This window comes from Veillonella parvula (genome assembly GCF_024461875.1).
GTDB lineage: Bacteria > Bacillota > Negativicutes > Veillonellales > Veillonellaceae > Veillonella > Veillonella parvula_I.
Genome location: NZ_JANGAL010000002.1, coordinates 45,412 through 65,811, shown reverse-complemented (window position 1 = coordinate 65,811; position 20,400 = coordinate 45,412). Strand labels below are relative to the sequence as shown.

At 38.3% G+C, this 20,400-nt stretch carries 21 protein-coding genes; 17 read left to right on the top strand and 4 right to left on the bottom strand.

Annotated features, from left to right (window positions below):
- Position 1: 1 nt before the first annotated feature.
- Positions 2-1,522 carry a hydroxyethylthiazole kinase gene (thiM, locus tag NE668_RS04525; protein WP_004697999.1) on the top strand — a complete coding sequence of 507 codons (1,521 nt, stop codon included), beginning with the start codon at positions 2-4 and terminating at the stop codon, positions 1,520-1,522.
- A 155-nt stretch (positions 1,523-1,677) separates the two neighbouring features.
- Here the strand turns inward: thiM and rbr are convergent, their stop codons facing one another.
- A complete protein-coding gene (rbr, locus tag NE668_RS04520; protein WP_004693830.1) occupies positions 1,678-2,223 on the bottom strand; it encodes a rubrerythrin in 546 nt (181 codons plus the stop codon).
- A gap of 750 nt (positions 2,224-2,973) precedes the next feature.
- Here rbr and NE668_RS04515 point away from each other — a divergent pair.
- From NE668_RS04515 to NE668_RS04485, 7 genes are all read left to right on the top strand, one after another.
- Positions 2,974-3,177 carry a DUF951 domain-containing protein gene (locus NE668_RS04515; RefSeq protein ID WP_004697980.1) on the top strand — a complete coding sequence of 68 codons (204 nt, stop codon included), beginning with the start codon at positions 2,974-2,976 and terminating at the stop codon, positions 3,175-3,177.
- A 9-nt stretch (positions 3,178-3,186) separates the two neighbouring features.
- Positions 3,187-4,218, top strand: a complete 1,032-nt coding sequence (selD, locus tag NE668_RS04510) for a selenide, water dikinase SelD (protein WP_004697987.1) — start codon at positions 3,187-3,189, stop codon at positions 4,216-4,218.
- 149 nt (positions 4,219-4,367) lie between these two features.
- Positions 4,368-4,967 carry a sulfurtransferase-like selenium metabolism protein YedF gene (yedF, locus tag NE668_RS04505; protein WP_004697982.1) on the top strand — a complete coding sequence of 200 codons (600 nt, stop codon included), beginning with the start codon at positions 4,368-4,370 and terminating at the stop codon, positions 4,965-4,967.
- A 124-nt stretch (positions 4,968-5,091) separates the two neighbouring features.
- Complete coding sequence (locus NE668_RS04500; protein WP_004697984.1) at positions 5,092-5,349, top strand: putative Se/S carrier protein; 258 nt, start codon at positions 5,092-5,094, stop codon at positions 5,347-5,349.
- 118 nt (positions 5,350-5,467) lie between these two features.
- The gene (locus tag NE668_RS04495) at positions 5,468-6,175 is read left to right on the top strand and encodes an NAD(P)H-dependent oxidoreductase (RefSeq protein ID WP_004697967.1); all 708 of its coding nucleotides are present in this window, start codon (positions 5,468-5,470) and stop codon (positions 6,173-6,175) included.
- A gap of 157 nt (positions 6,176-6,332) precedes the next feature.
- Complete coding sequence (locus NE668_RS04490) at positions 6,333-6,572, top strand: GlsB/YeaQ/YmgE family stress response membrane protein (protein WP_004693817.1); 240 nt, start codon at positions 6,333-6,335, stop codon at positions 6,570-6,572.
- A 60-nt stretch (positions 6,573-6,632) separates the two neighbouring features.
- Positions 6,633-6,887, top strand: a complete 255-nt coding sequence (locus NE668_RS04485) for a CsbD family protein (protein ID WP_428837335.1) — start codon at positions 6,633-6,635, stop codon at positions 6,885-6,887.
- Positions 6,888-6,964: 77 nt separating this feature from the next.
- On the opposite strand, the gene ychF is transcribed toward NE668_RS04485, so the two are convergent.
- Complete coding sequence (gene ychF / locus NE668_RS04480) at positions 6,965-8,071, bottom strand: redox-regulated ATPase YchF (RefSeq protein WP_004693813.1); 1,107 nt, start codon at positions 8,069-8,071, stop codon at positions 6,965-6,967.
- A gap of 353 nt (positions 8,072-8,424) precedes the next feature.
- On the opposite strand from ychF, the gene NE668_RS04475 reads away from it, so the two are divergent.
- Positions 8,425-9,597 carry an SAM-dependent methyltransferase gene (locus tag NE668_RS04475; RefSeq protein WP_105086961.1) on the top strand — a complete coding sequence of 391 codons (1,173 nt, stop codon included), beginning with the start codon at positions 8,425-8,427 and terminating at the stop codon, positions 9,595-9,597.
- A 110-nt stretch (positions 9,598-9,707) separates the two neighbouring features.
- Here NE668_RS04475 and NE668_RS04470 read toward each other — a convergent pair whose 3' ends face one another.
- Positions 9,708-10,679: a diaminopimelate dehydrogenase gene (locus tag NE668_RS04470; protein ID WP_227037756.1), complete on the bottom strand. Its 972-nt coding sequence runs from the start codon at positions 10,677-10,679 to the stop codon at positions 9,708-9,710.
- 291 nt (positions 10,680-10,970) lie between these two features.
- Here NE668_RS04470 and NE668_RS04465 point away from each other — a divergent pair, with 291 nt between their 5' ends.
- The gene (locus tag NE668_RS04465; protein WP_227037759.1) at positions 10,971-13,193 is read left to right on the top strand and encodes an autotransporter outer membrane beta-barrel domain-containing protein; all 2,223 of its coding nucleotides are present in this window, start codon (positions 10,971-10,973) and stop codon (positions 13,191-13,193) included.
- Between the two features lie 253 nt (positions 13,194-13,446).
- Here NE668_RS04465 and NE668_RS04460 read toward each other — a convergent pair whose 3' ends face one another.
- Complete coding sequence (locus tag NE668_RS04460) at positions 13,447-14,676, bottom strand: LL-diaminopimelate aminotransferase (RefSeq protein ID WP_227037761.1); 1,230 nt, start codon at positions 14,674-14,676, stop codon at positions 13,447-13,449.
- 486 nt (positions 14,677-15,162) lie between these two features.
- Here NE668_RS04460 and NE668_RS04455 point away from each other — a divergent pair, with 486 nt between their 5' ends.
- The 7 genes from NE668_RS04455 to NE668_RS04425 all read left to right on the top strand — a co-directional run bounded on the left by NE668_RS04455 (position 15,163) and on the right by NE668_RS04425 (position 20,396).
- Positions 15,163-16,347: a multidrug effflux MFS transporter gene (locus NE668_RS04455; protein ID WP_038149718.1), complete on the top strand. Its 1,185-nt coding sequence runs from the start codon at positions 15,163-15,165 to the stop codon at positions 16,345-16,347.
- A 142-nt stretch (positions 16,348-16,489) separates the two neighbouring features.
- Entirely contained in the window at positions 16,490-16,774 is a 285-nt protein-coding gene (gene rpsF / locus NE668_RS04450) for a 30S ribosomal protein S6 (RefSeq protein WP_004693799.1), read from the top strand.
- A 19-nt stretch (positions 16,775-16,793) separates the two neighbouring features.
- Positions 16,794-17,192: a single-stranded DNA-binding protein gene (locus NE668_RS04445; protein ID WP_004693797.1), complete on the top strand. Its 399-nt coding sequence runs from the start codon at positions 16,794-16,796 to the stop codon at positions 17,190-17,192.
- Between the two features lie 39 nt (positions 17,193-17,231).
- A complete protein-coding gene (rpsR, locus tag NE668_RS04440; protein WP_004693795.1) occupies positions 17,232-17,462 on the top strand; it encodes a 30S ribosomal protein S18 in 231 nt (76 codons plus the stop codon).
- A 438-nt stretch (positions 17,463-17,900) separates the two neighbouring features.
- Positions 17,901-18,764: a substrate-binding domain-containing protein gene (locus NE668_RS04435; RefSeq protein ID WP_227037764.1), complete on the top strand. Its 864-nt coding sequence runs from the start codon at positions 17,901-17,903 to the stop codon at positions 18,762-18,764.
- Positions 18,757-19,563, top strand: coding sequence for a 4Fe-4S binding protein (locus tag NE668_RS04430; protein ID WP_077708093.1), 807 nt, complete (start codon positions 18,757-18,759; stop codon positions 19,561-19,563). Before NE668_RS04435 ends, NE668_RS04430 begins: the two co-directional genes overlap by 8 nt.
- 2 nt (positions 19,564-19,565) lie before the next feature.
- Entirely contained in the window at positions 19,566-20,396 is an 831-nt protein-coding gene (locus NE668_RS04425) for a radical SAM protein (protein WP_227037766.1), read from the top strand.
- Positions 20,397-20,400 lie beyond the last annotated feature (4 nt).

Below are 20,400 nucleotides of genomic sequence, written 5' to 3'. Positions count from 1 at the left end.
TATGACCTACAACAATCCAAATATAAATGGTTCAAATTGGTCCGAACTGAATATATTAGAGTCTCTACGCAAAAAAAATCCTCTTGTTATTTGTATTACCAATGATGTGGTGCGGACCTTTACAGCTAACGGTTTGCTAGCCATCGGTGCATCACCCGTGATGAGTGAGTGTAGCGAAGACTTAAAAGACCTTATCGTTCATGCTTCTGCACTGCTCATCAATATTGGGACCGTTACACCAGATAAGGTTACTTATTACAAAGAGGCTGTTAAATTAGCGAAGGCTCATGAGGTACCCATTATACTAGACCCTGTGGGTTGTCACTCCGGGGCTTATCGATTATCTGTTGTTTTAGACTTGATTAAAACTGGTGCTATTTCGTTGCTACGAGGGAACCAAAGTGAAATTAAAGCCATCTATGATGCTCTTAATACAAATCATAAGATTGATAGTTCTCTTTCGGGTAAGGGTGTAGATGGAGAACAAGTTGAGGATAGCGCAATTATAACGTATCGTCTTGCACGCCAAATTAACTGTCCTGTCGTCGCAACGGGGGAAGAGGACTACGTTTCTGATGGAACTCGCGTATTTGCAGTTCCTCATGGTCACTCAATCATGACAGCGGTAACAGGGACCGGCTGTCTATTAGGAGCTGTCTTAGCTGCATTCTTTAGTTCCTATTATCCATTTATGGATAACCTGTCTATCGGTGAGTTTCTTGCGTATGCACTGGCTTACTATGGACTTGCTGGTGAAAGTGCGGTTAAGGTGAGCGGTGTAAAACCTGGCATCTTTAGTGTGGCATTTATGGATGCCTTATATGAATTCGATGATGCGATGCTTTTATCTAAAAATCGAATACGCCCCGTAGTTGTACCTGATCAATTAAAGGTATATTTTATTAGTGGTACACAGGATGTAGGATTTAATGAAAGACATTTATTGGACACTGTTGAAGCTGCTTGTCGGGGTGGCGTTACATGCTTTCAGTTTAGAGAGAAGGGCATAGGAACATTAGAAGGACAACAGAAACTAGAATTAGCTCAGCAGTTAAAAGAAATTTGTGCTATGTATAATGTGCTTTATATTATTAATGACGATGTAGACTTAGCAGTGGCTGTTAATGCTGATGGTGTTCACGTAGGACAAGAGGATATGCGTTTAGAAGACGTTCGTAATCTTGTAGGAAATAAGGTTGTTGGTATATCCATTCATTCTGTGGAGGAACTTCATAAGACTGATGTAGTGTATGCAGATTGTGTCGGTGTAGGTCCTATGTATGCTACAAGTAGCAAACCTGATGCACAAGAGCCATGCGGACCAGATTGTATTACTGAGTTACGAGCAGAAGGCTTAACATTACCTTGTGTTGGTATAGGTGGGATTACGTTAGCTAACGCAACGCCTGTTTTGCAAGCTGGTGCCAGTGGAGTAGCCGTAATATCTGCTATTGCTCATGCAGATAATCCATATGAAGCAGCAGAAGAATTTAAAAATTTAGTAGATAAAATAAAAATCTAGCAAAAGAATGCAAAAAAAGACGATGACAAATGTCATCGTCTTTTTGTTAAGGAAGTTGTCAGTACTTACTGTAAGTTTAGATTGTACTTACAGGTATAGTTTTATTAAAATCTGTACTTACAGGTTATTAATCTAGTTAGTGTCGTACTTATAGATTAGATGGATTCAACGAAACGGTGGAAGAAAGCTTGTGGGTGTGCACATACAGGGCAAACTTTTGGAGCTTCTTCACCAACGTGTACGTAACCGCAGTTAGCACAGATCCAAGCTACTGGTTCGTCATTGTGGAATACTTTGTTACCGGATACTTGAGCTGCTAATGCAAGGTAACGAGCTTCATGACGAGCTTCGATTTTACCAACTTCGCGCATTTGGAAAGCGATTTTAGCAAAGCCTTCTTTTTCAGCTTCGTCAGCGAATTCTTTGTACATTGTAGTATGTTCGTAGTTTTCACCAGCTGCTGCATCGCGAAGGTTAGCTTCGATATCAGCGGAAATATCGCCACCATGAAGAGCTTTGAACCACAATTTAGCATGTGCAGATTCGTTGTGAGCTGTTTCTTCGAAATAGTCAGCGATTTCGTTCATGCCAGCTTTACGAGCTGCACTAGCGTAGAATGTATATTTTTGGAATGCTTGGGATTCGCCAGCAAATGCTGCTTGAAGATTTTTTTCAGTGTTAGAACCTTTTAATTCTGCCATTTTAATACTCCTTTGTACTTACGATAATTTTCAAAATTGTTACTTAACGTATATATTCATAACCACTTGGTTGTGAATGCAATGGAATAGAATACTTATTCTATCAATTTCGAGGGCGACTTCGCCTTAGTAAGAAAACTTATTCTTAGATTAAATAGACACTTGCTTAACTCTTAAAATAGTACTTACTTATTTGTGTGTTTCGGCACTTGCCGTCTTAACAGTTTTATATACAATGTGTTATCCGTATACTTAACGAATAATCATTGTTGACTATATTGTAACATACTAAATGAGAAATGCAAGTCTTTTTGTAAAATTTATTTCGAAAATTTTCTAAATGATAAATATTATCAATGTAGTAAAAATGTGGGTTTATAAAGATTGAATAGTATGGGATTTATAAAAAATCTTTATTTTGATATTGAGAATGATAACTAAATGAAAAATCATTATTGTTTAGTTATTAATGTTGATTTCTTTAGATGCACTAATATTTCCCTATAAAATATAATGATTAAGATAAACATTTTTGTGATCTTTTGGTGATTATATAATACTATTTTTCTTGTGTTATGGTTTTAATTATAAGAACAGCAGACATATCAAATCTGTACATTATATATTTAGGGCGAAAATTTTATGGTTATGTAATAGACGATTGAACTATAGAATCAGGATATATTTATAGAATCAACTATTTTATGTATAATAAATATATAAATACTGACAGAAGTTAAAGGAGGCGCTATGGCATTTGTTAGATATTACGTAGGCGATGTAGTGAAGATGAAAAAATCACATCCTTGCGGCAGTGATGAGTGGGAAGTTAAGCGAATTGGTACAGACTTTCTCATCGTATGTAATGGATGTGGTCATCAACTCTTGATGCCGCGCCCTAAATTTGAAAAGGCTGTTAAGAAAATCGTCTCTCGATTGTCGGAAAATGAGTAGGGAGAAATTATGGTACGACTTACTGATTATGTGACAAGTGGAGGCTGCGCGTGTAAGATTGGGCCTCATATATTAAACCGTGTGCTGAAAGCTGTAACACCCGTTACTAACGAACATGTTCTCGCAGATATGACTGGTGCCGATGATGCAGGTGTATATCAAATCTCGGATACCTTTGCATTGGTGCAAACCTTAGATTTCTTTACACCTATGGTTAATGATCCTGGTTTATTCGGTAAAATTGCAGCTGCTAATGCGCTAAGCGATGTGTATGCTATGGGTGGAACTCCTTTAACAGCGATGAATATCGTAGGCTTTCCGGTTCCTCTCGTCGAGCAAGGTGTTTTGACGGATGTGTTAAATGGGGCTGGTTCGATTGTAGCCGAGGCTGGTGCAGCCATCGTAGGTGGACACAGCATTGAAAATAAGGAACCTATCTTTGGGATGTCTGTGACTGGTCAAGTAAATCCCCATCAGATTTGGAAAAATAAAGGTGCTCAAGTAGGGGACGTGTTGGTGCTAACAAAACGCATTGGTACAGGTATTATGAATAATGCGTTGAAAGCAGATTTATTCCCTGTAGGCACAGAACAGGCCGTCACTAGTATGAGTACTTTAAATCGTGTAGCGGCTGAGGTGGCGCATAACTTTACAGTTCATGCTTGTACAGATGTTACAGGCTTTAGCCTCATGGGACACTCCGTAGAAATGGCGAGTGCTTCTAATGTGACGATTCATATTAAAGTTTACGACATCCCTCTTTTTGATGATGTCATCGAGGCGGCTCAAATGGGGTTAATTCCGGCTGCATCTTATGGTAATCGCAAGGCTATAACTGAAGTACAAGTTGATGAGGACTTGGATCCTATATGGTCGGATATTGTATTTGATCCTCAAACCTCTGGTGGGTTACTATTCTCTGTTCCTGCTAGCGAAGGTGAGCCGCTTGTTCAGGCCTTTCATAAGGCGGGTATTGACTGTGCTGCTATTGTGGGTACTGTTGAAAGCTTCAGTGGTTTAGCGGTACGCGTTACAGAATAAAATTATAAAAATCAGGTCTATACTATTGAGGATAGATATTTAATTAAATTATTATTAGCTGATAGCTGATAGCTGATAGCTGATAGCTGATAGCTGATAGCTGATAGCTGATACTTTCACAAATTATATAATGTATATAGAGGTGTATGATGAGCAATACAAAGGAATTAACGGTAGATGTGCGCGGTAGCTTGTGTCCAAAACCTGTTATTGAAACTAAGAAGGTAAGTGATGCGAATCCAAATGCTGTTATTATTACAATTGTAGATAATGAAGTGAGCCGCGATAATGTAGAGAAGTTTGGTAAGTCTCGTGGTTATGGTGTAGGTATTCGCCAAGATGGCAAGGATTTTTATCTTACTATGACACCAAATGCAAATTCGGTAACGGAAGTAAGTTGTGAACCTATGAACTATGGAAATCGCGTCATTTTGATGACGAAGGATTATCTTGGTGAAGGTAGTGAAGAGCTTGGCCGAAATTTGATGAAAACCTTCTGGGTATGTATGCTTGAAGCTGACGTAAAGCCTTCTAAGATTTATTTCATCAATAGCAGTGTTAAGATGGTAGTCAATGATTCGGTTCATTTGGAAAATATCAAGAAATTAGCTGAGCTTGGTGTAGAAATTGCAGCATGCGGCATTTGTCTTGATTATTTCGGTGTAAAAGATAAGCTGGGCGTAGGCAGTATTACTAATATGTACGCTATTACAGATGCAATCCTTGGAGATAATATTGTTAAGCTATAATATTAGTATTTTATTTTGATATATCGATTTAGAGCTACTGATTTAAAGTAGATTTCTTATTTCTAGAATGAATCATTGAGATGAAAGACATTTAATCGTATCTACTTTGGTAGGAGGTGAGGCATTGGAAAATAAAAAATTACTTGTCGTTTTTACATCCTATTATTTTGGTGATAAAGCGGATAAAGTATTAACCGAGTTAGATGTGCCTCATCAGTTGATGGCCACACCCCCAGAACTTTACGATATGTGCGGTTTATCTATTGCAATAGACTCAAGTATAGTGGATCAAGTAAAGACCATTTTAAAAGAACATAAAATTAGTATGTCTGGCTTCTTTTGGTATGAAAAAGGAGAGCTAGCCGTACCGTATAAAGTCTAGACGTTGTCTAGGCTTTTTTTACTTTAGTGTCCATCTTCATATAACTTGAACGATGAGTGTGGTACTATAGAAACATGATATATTTTATCAATTACAGATATTAATTATGGAGGTATATATGAGTAAATATGAAATAGAAAATGTAAAATTAACAGCCCCTAAATTTGATCGTAAAGATTTAGAATATGCTATGACATATCGCTATGCATGTAAGAAATTTGATAGCGCTGAAAAGATTTCTGATGAAGATTGGCAAGGTATTTTAACGGCGGCGCGCTTGTCTCCAACCTCCTTAGGTTTTGAAGCTTACCAATTATTAGTTATTCAAAATCCTGAAATCCGTGAAAAGATGAAAGCTTATGGTTGGGGGATTCAAGCTGGTCTTGAAGCGAGTCATTTCGTAGTGTTTTTAACACGTAAAAAGGTGGATTTGGAATTTGATTCCCCTTATGTACGCTACATTCAAGAAGAGGTGAAACAATTACCTGCTGAAGTCGATGCTATTTATAAAGAAAAATATGCTCAGTTCACAACTGAAGACTATAAAACATTTGAGTCTGATCGTGCTGCCTTTGATTGGTCTTCTAAGCAAGCGTATATTGTAATGGCTAACATGATGACTATGGCTGCTTATGAAGGTCTTGATTCCTGTGCATTGGAAGGCTTTAATCAAGATAAGATGACAGCTTTTTTAGGTGATGAACTAGGGCTCTTTGATACAAAACATTTTGGTATTGCCGTTATGGCTGCTTTTGGTTATCGCGATGAAGAACCGCATCGCAATAAAACACGTCGCACAATGGATGAAATTGTTACAGTAGTTTAATCGATTGCGACTTTTATAACCATATCGAATTTCTTCATCTAATCTTTAGAAATGAATGGTATATTATAAATATACACATTGTTTATTATATTTATAAAGCCCGTATAATTTGGTAGGATATTATAAATATATTGATTAAATAGGAAGGAGTGATCGTATGTTATGGTCAATTATTGTTGGTGGTTTTATCGGTTTTCTTGCGGGAGCCATCACTAACAAAGGTGGAGCAATGGGCGTTATTGCCAATGTTGTTGCTGGTTTAGTTGGTTCGTCCGTGGGTCAAGCAATATTTGGCACATGGGGTCCTAGCTTAGCTGGCATGGCATTAATTCCTTCTGTTCTTGGCGCTGTAATTGTTGTTGCTGTTGTTTCGTTTTTCTTCGGGAAAAAGGGATAGTAATCTATTTTTAAAAGTATAGCTAACATATATAGCTAACATAACTAAAAATGATTTCATATGAAAGGATTCATAATTATGGCATTAGAAGATAAATTAAATCAAGCTAAAGGTGCATTAAAAGAAAATGCCGGTAAATTAACTGGTGACAAAAAATTGGAAGCAGAAGGTGCTGTAGAAAATACAGCTGCAAAAGTTAAAGATGCTGCACATGATGTTGCTGAAGATCTCAAAAAAGCAGCTGAAGATGTTAAAGATGCTGTAGATGGTGCGATTAGTGGCGTCAAAAATGTTCTTCATAAAGACGATAAATAATATTATATAAAGGTTATAATTAGTAATAAAAAACCAGTAAATCCTGAGATTTACTGGTTTTTGTTATATAAGTTTGTTTATACATTGAAGCGGAAATGGGTTACATCGCCGTCTTTCATAACGTAGTCTTTACCTTCAAGGCGTACGAGGCCTTTTTCTTTAGCCGCGTTTTGGCTACCGCAAGCTTGTAGATCATCAAAGGAGACAATTTCAGCGCGGATAAAGCCTTTTTCAATATCCGAGTGAATTTTACCAGCAGCTTGAGGTGCTTTGGTACCATTTACGATTGTCCAAGCACGAGCTTCCATTTCACCAGCTGTGAAGTAATTGATAAGACCTAAAAGTGCATAACTTGCTTTGATAAGTTTAGTTAAGCCAGACTCTTCAAGGCCAAGATCTTCAAGGAATGCAGCGGATTCTTCTTCGGATAACTCTGCAATTTCGGACTCGATACGTGCGGACACAACAACGATACCAGCGCCTTCGTTTTTCGCATATTCCTCTACGCGTTTTACATATTCGTTGGCAGAATAATCAGATACTTCATCTTCAGAAATATTGGCTACATAAAGAGATGGTTTTGCTGTAAGCAATGTTAACTCTTTGATCATTTCCAATTCTTCTTCTTCAAGACCTTGTGCACGAACAGGTTTCGCTTCACCTAAACCTTCGATGATGCGTTCTAATAATGGTAATTCAGCACGTGCATCTTTGTCGCCAGATTTAGCAATTTTTTCAATACGTTGTTTGCGTTTTTCTACGGACTCAAGGTCTGCAAGGCAAAGCTCAGTATTTATGATTTCGATGTCACGGATTGGGTCAATAGAGCCAGAAACGTGAGTGATGTTAGGGTCATCGAAACAACGAATAACTTGTGCAATCGCATCTACTTGGCGGATATGGCTAAGGAATTTATTACCCAAACCTTCGCCCTTGGATGCACCTTCTACGAGGCCAGCAATATCTACGAAGCGCATAGCAGCAGGAAGGATGCGTTTGGAACCGAACATTTCAGCCAATACAGCTAAACGATTATCTGGAACGTCAACGACACCTACGTTAGGTTCAATTGTACAGAATGGATAGTTGGCAGCTTCAGCGCCCGCTTTTGTGATAGCGTTGAATAATGTACTTTTACCAACATTTGGAAGGCCTACGATGCCTACTTCTAAATTTGTGCTCATGGTACCACCTTTTATTAATAAATTGATTTCGTTCTTTGTGAAAGTTTATAGCAATAGTTTGTTATAAACCTTATCAAATAAATATTATACCATACTAATAGGATGGAGTTACTCTATAAATATAAAATAGATTATTTCAAAGTGCTATAATATAAATAGAGTTAAATATATTACTTAAATAATGTGATAAGTTCATATTAAAATATAGGATTAATATAGATTTTTATTCGCCGTAACTATATTGATATAATTTATAGGTGTATATATTAATAGGGTATGGAATGTATCCAATCATGTTAATGTATATATTTTTAAACCTATATAGTGAAAGCTAATAGGAAAGGAAGTTCAGTATGTTTTCCAAGCTATTTGATAGTTTCTTAGTCCATTATTTAGAACGTTTCAATGATCATTGTTTCACCGTAAAAATTGGAGATAATGAATATACAATCGGTGACGGAGAATCCGAGTTTACCGTCATCGTTAATCGCGATATTCCCAAGAAAGATTTGTTAATATCCGCAGAACTCGCCCTCGGTGAAGCGTATATGCGTAAAGATATCGAAATTGAAGGGGATTTGTTTAAAGCCCTTTGTGTAGTCCTTGGTCATGTAGGTAAGGACTCTATCAATCGTAAGGTACTTAGCTCGCTCTTTAATGCGGGTCTTAAAAAGAAAGATCAAAAACAACAAGTATCTTCCCATTATGATTTAGGCAATGAATTCTATAAATTGTGGCTCGATGAAACCATGAGCTATTCCTGTGCGTATTTTAAGCATGAGAATGATAGTCTCAAAGATGCGCAATATCAAAAGGTTCATCATATTCTTGATAAATTGTATTTAAAAGAGGGAATGACTTTACTTGATATCGGTTGCGGATGGGGATTCCTTCTCATTGAAGCGGCTCGTAAATACGGTGTTAAGGGCTATGGGTGTACTCTTTCCGAAGAACAATGGAAAAAAGGACAGGAACGCATTAAAGAATATGGCCTTGAAGGACAGGTTGAGATTGAACTTATAGATTATCGCGACGTAGCAGCTTCCGGACGTACCTTTGACCGTATTGTCAGCATCGGCATGCTTGAACATGTAGGTCGGCCTAATTTTCCTCTGTATATGGAGGACGCATCGGATATGCTTAAAGACGGAGGTTTGTTCCTGCTTCACTATATTAGTGATCCCTCTGAAAAGGAAACAAGTGCCTGGATTCGTAAATATATCTTCCCGGGCGGATGTTTGCCGTCCCTCCGCGAAATGGTCAGCCTCGCTTATGACTATGATATGAATGTCATCGATGTTGAAAGTTTACGGTATCACTATTATAAGACTTTAATGCATTGGTATAACAATTTCCAAGGCGTCCGTGAGCAAGTAGAGGCGAAACGAGGCAGTGAATTTGTACGCATGTGGGATTTGTATCTTTGTGGATGTGCGGCAGGTTTCTACATCGGTAATATGGACTTGCATCAAATTTTGATGACAAAAGGTGTTACGAATGAGTTGCCATTAACACGTTGGTATTAATTAAGAGTAAAAATAGACTTATAGGACAAAAAAGAGACCATCTTAAGATGGTCTCTTTTAATGTGTATGAAAAGGCCCTCATCTATTAAGTCGATGAGGACCTCGCTCTATTATAGAGAATGTGCTCTTAATTCTTCAGCAGATTGTGTGGAAATCCAAGCTGGTGGAATGTCGAATACTGTATAGCAACCTGTGCCGCCGTGTTTAGCAAGTCGGTAGAGACCACGAGCGTAAGCAACAAGTGCAGAGCCTGTGAATTCAGGGTTAGAGTCAAGTTTCAAGGAGTACTCAATAACGTGACGTGTGCCTTCTGTACTTTCACCAGAGCGAAGAACGAAGCCACCATGTGGAATGCCTTTGTGGTTGCGATCAAGTTCTTCTTGGGAAATGAAGTTGACTACAGTTTCATAGCCTACGAAGTAGTTTTCCATAGTTTTGATTTCATTTTCGATTTTAGCTTTGTCCGCATCAGGAGCCGCTACTACATAGCACTCACGAAGGTGACCTTTATAGCCATCAACATCTGGAGTTTCGCCATTACGGATAGCCTCTAGGTATTGTTCTTTAGGAACAGTGTATTGACGAGCGTCAAGAACACCATCGATACGGCGAATGGCATCGGAATGGCCTTGGGATACACCGCGGCCCCAGAATGTGTAGGATTTACCTTTTGGCAAGATTGCCTCCGCGTAAACGCGTTGCAAAGAGAACATGCCTGGATCCCAACCACAAGAAATTAATGTAGCAGTTTTGGCCTCTTTAGCTACTTTGTCTACATTAGCGAAGTGTTCAGGAATACGTGCATGTGTATCGAAGGAATCGATACAGTTAAAGTATTTTGTTACCATCGGTGTTTGTTCGATAAGATCTGTTGCAGAACCACCGCAAAGAACCATTACATCGATCTTGCCTTTAAAGTTAGGAATATCTTCCATCGTGTAAGTAGGTACACCAGATACAGTTTCAATACCTTGACGGCGAGAAAATACGCCGATGAGCTCCATATCAGGTTGTAACTGAACAGATGCTTCTACGCCACGAGCTAAGTTGCCGTAACCAACGATACCAATACGAATATTCATATTAGCCTCCTATATAAGTTGAAATTTAATAATTAACATATTTATTATAGCATAAAATTAATAGCTTTTAATATTTTTCTATAGAATTTATTAGAGGGTATGGAAAATAATTAATATCTAATTTAAACAAGTAATTTGTGCACAACTATATCGATACATAGCGTGTTGTTATAGGGGACAAATAAAAAATCATATGAGTAGAAATTGACACATATACCCTGAATCTAGATACAATTAAATTGGTTATGTTAGCTAGTTATGTTCATAGTTGAAGTGTTAAGGAGGTATAACATGAGAAGAAATGTAAAAGCTGCTGTTATTGCTGCATTAATCGTAACAGGTGCTAATGCTTTTACCATGGTATCAGCCACAACTGTGGAAAGTCATACAGACGGAAAATCCATTGGTCTTAATTTGTGGGGGGAAAAGAGACATTATACAGATGACTTAACTGTTAATGTATCAGGTTTAGGTGTAAATGGAACAAAATATCATAATAATGTTACAGGTATTTACGCCCTTGATGGGACACAAGTTGCTATCGATAAAAATGTAACTGTAACAGTTAAAAATCCAGCACCTGCAGAAAGTGGCGCGAAACGTAGACCTGATTTGGCACATTATTATATGAGCGGTATCTATGCTGGTTATGGTGGACTTACTAGTGATGGCAATAACGATGATACTCGAATTACCGTAAAGGGTAATGCTAAAGTCGATGCTGTTGGCGTTGGTTTGCAAGCCAATAAAGATGGATATATTCGCATACTAGGTGGGGCTGATATAAAAACATATCCTTTAGATACCTCTGATACCTATTCTGCATTATCTGAAGAAGGTTTTGTTTATGTAAATACGGGGATGGATGGCTTACATCCGGGAACGAATGATGTGAAGATGTATGGTAATATAGGATTCTTAGATAAAAACTATGGTATTGAAAAGAACCCACATAACCATGGATCTGAAATTTCTTTAGGTTTAACAACACCAAATTCTAAATTGGTAGGTGGTGTGTTGAATGAATTTGATGAAAGCAACAATAATCCGTACCATGGTGGTCTACGATTGTACTTACAAAATGGTGCGACTTGGCGCAATGAATGGTTAGGAGCTGAACGCGTATATCCTACACAAGGTCGTCCTAATAATGCAAACTATTTATATACTGGTAGTCGTGTAGAACATTTTATTGGTGGTAAAGATATAAATAGTCAAGGTATTATCCAAACCGTAGATCCACGACCTATTACTATTAACAACTATGCTGGTCATGCAGCTATCGACTATGAAAAGGGAGCCCCTGCAGCGGCACAAGGTAAGGGCAAAGTCGTTATCAACCATGCTGATAAAGGTTCTTCGGTGACTATGCGCAGTTCGGTAGATGCACTTAAAGGGTCTGTAAATGTAGATAACCCAAGAGGTACTTTGCAGCAGTTGGCTAATAAATTAACATATACTGGCTTTACTAAGGGTGAACGTAATTTAAATGTGAATGTTCAAGTCGATTCAGGCCTTATTAGCCCTGCATATGCTACTAAGCTTGGTACAGATAGCTTTACTGTTGATGGGAAACCTAGTATTACTGACCAAGCGGTTGTGACAGCTCGTGAAAGCGAAGTTGTTTCTGGTGCTAAGAGTGCGTTAGCTTCCTCTGTGATGCAAATGAGAGCCGATACGAATGATTTACAACGTCGCCTCGGTGATGTGCGACTCAACTCCAATAAGCATGGTGTATGGGGGAAATACATCGGTGGTAAATCTAAAATTACGGACAGCGCCTATGTAAACCAAACCTATAATATGGCGCAAGTAGGCTATGACACATTGCGTGGCGATTGGACTATTGGTGGGGCCTTGTTATATGGTACAAGCAATAGCGATTACGCTTTAGGTTCAGGGTCTGGTAAAACCGCAGGTTTAGCATTATACGGTGCAAAACAATATAATGATGGTCGTTATTTAGATGTGATTGGTAAAGTAAGTCGTTTGAAAAATGATTTCACTGTACGCAATAGCTTAGGTACAAGCTTGAGCGGAGATTACCGCAATACAGGTACCTCTTTGAGCGTTGAATATGGTAAACGGATCAAGAAAGACAATGGTTTCTACATCGATCCTAACGCAGAATTGACGCTTAGTCGATTATCTGGTGTAAACTTTGATGCTCGTACAAATACAGGTAGCACAGTGCATATTAACTCTGATGCGGTAAACTCCGTTATTGGTCGTATCGGTGTAGGTATTGGTAAGGAAAGTAAGAACAGCAATCTCTTCCTCAAAGCTGCATTAGCGCATGAATTCTCTGGTAAAATGAAAGCTACTTATAGCATGACCGGTGAGCCAACTACAGGTAGTGAAGTGAACCTTAAAGATACATGGCTAGATCTTGAGTTAGGTGGTTCATGGAGCGTACGTCCTAATACATATATTTATGGGACTTTCACTAAAAACTTTGGTGCTATCATAGACAATTCCTATCGCATTGACGCAGGGATTCGTCATAACTTTTAATTAATGGTAAATATAGCGGACACAAATAATATGGGGATGTTATTTGTTAGTACTATAGTGTTAAGGAATACTAGAATTAAATATTCATATATGTAAGGGTATATAAAAAGACCGACTACATTCCTATTGAAGGACTGTAATCGGTCTTTTAGTTTTATAGATATAAACTACTTTCAATCAGATGTCTCAAATTAAATGTAATCTAAATCTAAATCAAGATATAAATCTAAACCTAAATATAGACATAATTATATTAGAATTGTAATGTTTTGATTCTTTCCACGGCACGAATTGTATTTTCACGGCTACCGAATGCTGTCAAACGAAGGTAACCTTCACCATGAGGGCCAAAGCCAGAGCCTGGTGTAGATACGATTTGAACTTGTTCGAGCAAGATGTCGAATAATTCCCAGCTAGTCATGTTGCCAGGTGTTTTTAGCCAAATGTATGGAGCGTCCACACCGCCGTATACAGTAAGGCCGATAGATTCAAGACCTTCTTTGATGATGCGGGCATTTTCTTTATAGTACGCAATGTTTGCACGTGTTTGTTCACGGCCTTCTTTTGTGTATACTGCTTCTGCACCACGTTGGATGATGTAAGGAACACCATTGAATTTAGTACATTGACGACGGTTCCACATAGGGTTTAGCGGTTGGCTTTCACCAGATTTAGTTTTGCCAGTGACCTCTTTAGGTACTACTGCATAAGCACAACGTGTACCAGTGAAACCTGCAGTTTTGGAGAAGGAACGGAACTCGATAGCTACTTCTCGAGCACCTTCGATTTCGTAGATAGATTTTACAGTATCTTCTGTGCTGATGAAAGCTTCGTAAGCGGAGTCAAACATCAAAATGGCATCATTATCTTTACACCATTTGATCCATTCTGCTAAACGAGCACGGCTCAAAACAGTACCGGTTGGATTGTTAGGTGAGCAAAGGTATACGATGTCTACACGTTCAGAAGGAAATTCTGGAGAGAAGTTATTTTCTGCGTAAGTAGGGAGGTATACAACCTTTTGGAAGATGCCATCTACGGCTTCGCCAGTACGACCACCCATAACGTTGGAGTCTAAGTATACTGGGTACACAGGATCTGTGATAGCAATGATGTTATCTTCGCTGAATAACTCTTGGATATTACCAACGTCAGATTTTGCACCATCGGAAACGAATACTTCGTCAATAGCGATATCTACGCCTAATGGTTTGTAATCGCCATCAACAATAGCTTGACGTAAGAAATCATAACCTTGTTCAGGGCCATAACCTCGGAATGTTTCCGCTTTTCCCATTTCTTGAACAGCTTTACTCATAGCATCGATAATTGCTGGAGCAAGAGGTAATGTAACATCGCCGATACCAAGACGAATAATATCTGCATCTGGATGAGCAGTTTGGTATTCATTTACCTTTTTAGCAATATTAGCAAATAAATAAGAACCTTGAAGGTTTAAGTAGTTTTCATTGATATTAGCCATGATGACTCCTTTTTATAATCAGATTTCTCTATATATAGTAAATTATATAGAATAATGACGCAAGGATTTTCTATAGAATTTCTGATTTATATAAATATTGTTTAAGTCTATGACTATAAAAGGTCGTATTATGAGGACTTTATTAGTCATACCATTTGTTTTATAATTTCTTTTAGAAATTCTATTTATGTTGTATAATAAAAAAAAGAGAGCCATCGACGTGTGGTAGCGTTAGGCTCATCTTATAAACATTTTTTAGGATTGCCTAGTGTGCGAGTATTTTGTATACTCTGTTGCGTTAGGCTTTTGTCTTTATACTATTTGAATAGTGCAAAGAGTGATATTACTATAGACCAATTTTTGCGTAGTATTTTACTACGCTTTTTTATTGAAAAAATCAAAACTTTATATAGCATTAATTTTATTTCTGATATAATCTAAATGAATACATATTATAGTGCGGTTTTATATGAAAGTGGTGTCTTTATGCTGACGATTAGCAATAAGGGATGGCTTTTTACGTCTATATTAAGTGCTTTGATGGCGTTTACATCGTTGTCTACGGATATTTATTTGCCAGCTATGCCTGAGATGGGGCGTGACCTCAATGGTGATGCGGAGCTTACGTTGACAGGTTTCTTAATTGGGTTTGCGCTAGCTCAGCTTTTTTGGGGCGCCGTTAGTGATAAAATTGGTCGTAAGAAGCCACTGATTATAGGGATAGTCTTATTTATCATAGGGTCTGTGGGCTGTGCCCTAAGTTCGTCTATGCTAGAATTACTAGCTTGGCGTGTGTTTCAGGCTTTTGGTGCCTGTGTAGGACCGATGTTGTCACGGGCTATGATTCGGGATTTATATGGTCGGACTGAGGCGGCTAAAATGTTGTCTACATTGGCCATTGTTATGGCTATAGCGCCTATAGCAGGCCCAATGTTAGCCGGACATTTACTTGTATGGTATACATGGCATTCTATATTCTGGTTGCTTGTTGGTATAGGACTTTTAATGCTCGTTGCCGTATTAGTGCTTCCGGAAACACATCCCGTAGAGAAGAGGAGCAAAAAGTCCATAGGTCATACCTATAATAACTATTGGATTTTATTACGCAATAAAGGTTTTATGAAATATACCCTATGTGTTAGCTCATTTTATATTGCCATTTATGCGTTTTTAACGGGATCGCCTTATGTATATATAGATGTGTATGAAGTGCCCAAAGAATATTTTGGTTATCTCTTTTCTGTTAATATTATTGGTGTTATGTTGTTAAGTGCCATTAATCGTCGTATTGTTAGTGCTATACGCCTTGATAGACTATTGAAATATGCCACACTATTTGCTGCTGTTTGTGTATCCATTGTTATGGGCTTGATGTTCTTAGGTTACCATTCATTGTGGTTAATCGTTATTGGTTGTTTTTTATTCTTCTCCATGAATGGTATCATTGCCGCTGTAACTAATGCATTAGCTTTAGATAGAGCAGGTAGAATGGCTGGATCTGGGGCGGCACTATTAGGTGCCATGCAATATGGTAGTGGTATTGTGTCATCGTTGATACTTACCTTTTTACCAAATGATACGGCCTATCCTATGATGGGGGTAATAGCCATATTTGTAATTATCTGCGCTATTATCGCCTTTCCTGAGGATGAAAAATATAATCGTATATAATATTGGTAAAAGCGAGGGTTTTAATTTGAATCCTTGCTTTCATCATTTTTTTAGGTTATAATAGTAAGGCTTATTGATGGTAAGCACTTCCTACCCCTATGTGTCGATAGGGGCATTAGTCCGAAAGAGGAGGTGATTTTGTATGAACAAATACGAAGTCATGTTTATTGTGAAACCAGCTGAAGAGGAAGCAACTAACGCTGTTATTGAAAAAGTAGAAGCTTTAATTGCTCGTGTAGGCGGCACAGTAGAAAAGGTAGATCGTTGGGGCAAGCGTCGTCTTGCTTACGCGGTGAAGAAATTCACTGACGGTTTCTATGTATTGATCAACTTTGAAGCAGCACCTGCTGAAATCAAAGAAATCGATCGTGTATTGAAAATCAACGATGAAGTCCTAAGACATCTAATTGTTAAACACGAAGCATAATTAAAGCCTGGAGGAAAACATGAACTCTGTACAAATTCTAGGTAATTTAGCTCGTGATCCTGAAGTACGCTATACCAAAACTGGTCGTGCGGTAGCAACTTTCACAGTAGCTGCCACAAATACCTATATTGATTCCACAACAAATGAGACGAAAGAACAAACTGCTTTCATCAACTGCGTTGCTTGGGGTAAACTTGGTGAAGCGGCAGGCAATCTTCGTAAAGGCAGTCGTTGCTTTGTAGAAGGTCGTTTGCAAACTCGTTCTTACGAGACTCAGGACGGTCAAAAACGGTACGTTACTGAAGTGGTGGCGAACTTTGTGGGCCAATCCCTTGATATGAATACTAATTCTTTCGAAGGTGGGTCCAATTTTGATAGTTTCAGTACAGGCGGCGATGACGAAAACATCCCGTTCTAGTGTCAGGGACTCCTACTAATTCGAAAAGGAGGATTCGCAATGAGAAGAGATAGAGGCAGAAAGCCAAGAAGAAAAGTATGCGTTTTCTGTGCAGACCATATCGATCAAATCGACTATAAAGATGTTGCTAAACTTCGTCGTTTTACGACTGAACGCGGTAAAATCTTACCTCGTCGTATTTCCGGTACTTGCGCAAAACATCAACGCAAATTGACTACATCTATCAAACGTGCACGTGCAATTGCTTTATTGCCATTCACTGCTGAATAATTGATGAATCAAGGCGGTACAACCATTTGGTTGTGCCGCCTTTTTGCGTTTGGTCCATGATTCACATGGAAGTGTATATCTTTGAATTTATTTAACTGGAGATGTTAGAAGGCTATATTAGGGATTGAAGCTTATTGTATAGATTGTTGTATAAAAGTATAGAATAAAAATAGATAGGACCTATGCATTTAGAGCATAGGTTCTATCTATTTCCTTTTATTCTCATTAATTATCGTAGTTACTTGTTGTAATAAATATTCATAAAAATAGATATGGTTATTTGAAGTTAAAAATTTGAATAATTTAATAAATAATAGGTTTTATATGACTAATCTATATAGATTAGTTAATCAATCTTATGCATGCGATTAGAAATATTTATACTATAATACAAATATACATATATAGCTGTAAAGTTCAGTGAAAGGTGGTAAGTACATGGGATTTTTGAAAAAGGATATATCCCGTCGCCAGTTTATTGGTGGTGCTTTAGCTTTAGCGGCTGCATCAGTAGTGCCGTCGTTTATACGAGGTGCTTATAAGCCAACACAATCTGATTCGTTACAAGTATGGACTTGTGGAGGCTTGTCAGAAGCATTTCTTGATTTAAACCCAGTCTACACGATGCACACAGGTCACAATATTCAGTACACCGGTGCTTTTGCAGGGGCTATTGGTAAATCTTTGTTAGCAGAAAAAAGTCGCACCGAAATCTTTGGAGCTCGCGGATTAGAGTTAGCAAAAAATATGCGCAAAAAAGGGATAAGTATCGCTTTTGAGCCGCTATGTTTTACAGACTACGTCATAGTCACACCTAAAGGTAATCCTGCCGGTATTCGTGATCTTAAAGATATGGCGGAGCCCGGTGTGCGTGTCATGTTACCATTGGGGGCATCTCCTCCAGGCAGTGCCTCTGTAAAGGGGATTATGAAACTGTCAGGATTGACTGATAGCATTATGAAAAATATGATAGCCGAAAATGCTTGTGTTATTTCCATGATGTGTGACCTTGTAGAAGGTAAAGCTGATGTATCCATTATTGAAAAACGCCTTACTACTCATGATCGATTCAAGGATCGCATTGAATACTTCTCTATACCACCACAATTTGTGCCGCCGGCACCGCTTACTTTTACTATCAATACGATGAAATATGTACAAGATCGTGCATTGGCTGCCGACTATATTGAATTTACACGGTCCCAAGAAGGGCAACAAATCTTAGAAAATCATGGATTTACATCCGTTCATAGTGCGAGAGGTCTCGATTTGATAGAAAGGTTTGGTGTAAAAGATGTGTAGTCATTGTCCGTCATCTACAACCTGTGGATCTCAAGGGGGATCTGGTGTATCTGGGAAACAAGCCCCTAAGAATCTAACGCTTTGGCGTCGTATCGTGCAGTTTATATTCCTTTTTATCATGGGAAAATGGGTATATTATGGTATATTCCGATGCCCGTATATCGTGCCGTTTGTAAACTGTGAAAGCTGTTCCATGATTACCTGTTGGGGCCGTATTACGACGTATTTCTATGCTTGGTGGATTGTTTTGCCTATTATGGTCGTATTCTTTGGCCGTGCATTTTGTAGCTGGTTCTGTCCAAGTGGATGGGTTAACCAAATGCTGGGAAAAATATCTATGGGACCACTAAGGAATCGTAAACATTACATGCGATACCTTCAACTCGGCATGGTAGCCACTATAATTTTAGGTCTTATTGTGTATTTCAAATTTGGTAATCCTCGTATTATGATCCCAATACGGACAAGTGATGAATATTTTAATGCCGTTATTTTATCTATGCAATTTTCCGACTGGTATTGGGCGGCTCGTACTATAACTGTAGTTTCCATCATTGCTGGTTCCCTTATTATTGCTAATGCATGGTGTCGATTTGTATGTCCTTTCGGTGGCATCATGGAATTGCTTCGTAAGATTTCTATTTTTAGAATTTATAAAACGAATGAGTGCGACAACTGTGATGCGTGTTTACGCGTTTGTGAAATGGGGACACGACCAAATGAAATGAATTGTACCAACTGTGGTGATTGCTTACATGTTTGCCATAAAGATGCTATTAGATTTGGTCGGAAAGGTTAATTATGAAAGAAATTCAAGGACAAAGTTTCCTACAAAATCATCCTTGTTACAATAAGGCCGCTTCTGCTAATTGGGGTCGTCTACATTTACCAGTAGCGCCGAATTGTAATATTCAATGTAATTATTGTAATCGTAAGTACGACTGTGCGAATGAAAATAGACCAGGCGTGACGCAACATGTATATACGCCACAAGAGGCAGCTGCCTTTGTGCGCAAGGTGTTTGATGCTCGTCAGGATATCTCTGTAGTAGGTATTGCAGGTCCTGGGGATCCTATGTGTGATGCAGACAAGACACTTGAAACCTTCCGCCTCGTGAAAAAGGATTTTCCTCATGTCATGCTTTGTTTATCTAGTAATGGTTTGGCAGTGCCTGATTATGTTAATGACATTGCTGACTTAGGAATTACGCATGTAACGATTACGGCTAATGCTATTGATCTAGAGATTGCAAAAAATGTATATTCCATGGTTCGCTATGAGGGTAATATCTACAAAGGAATCGATGGGGCCCGTATTTTATTAGAGTGTCAGGCTGAAAGTATCCGAAAACTAAAGGAAAAGAATATTATCGTTAAGATTAATACTGTAGTAGTACCTGATGTAAATATGAATCATGTACCAGCCATTGCTAAACAAGCGGAAGCATGGGGCGTCGATTTGATGAACTGCATTGCTATGATTCCAGTTCATGATACGGCCTTTGAAAACTATCGAGGACCGAATGCAGAAGAGATTGACAATATGCGTCAATTTATTGGTCACTATGTACCACAGATGACGCACTGTAAACGTTGTAGAGCTGATGCTATCGGTCGTTTGTGTGAAGCGTAGAAGT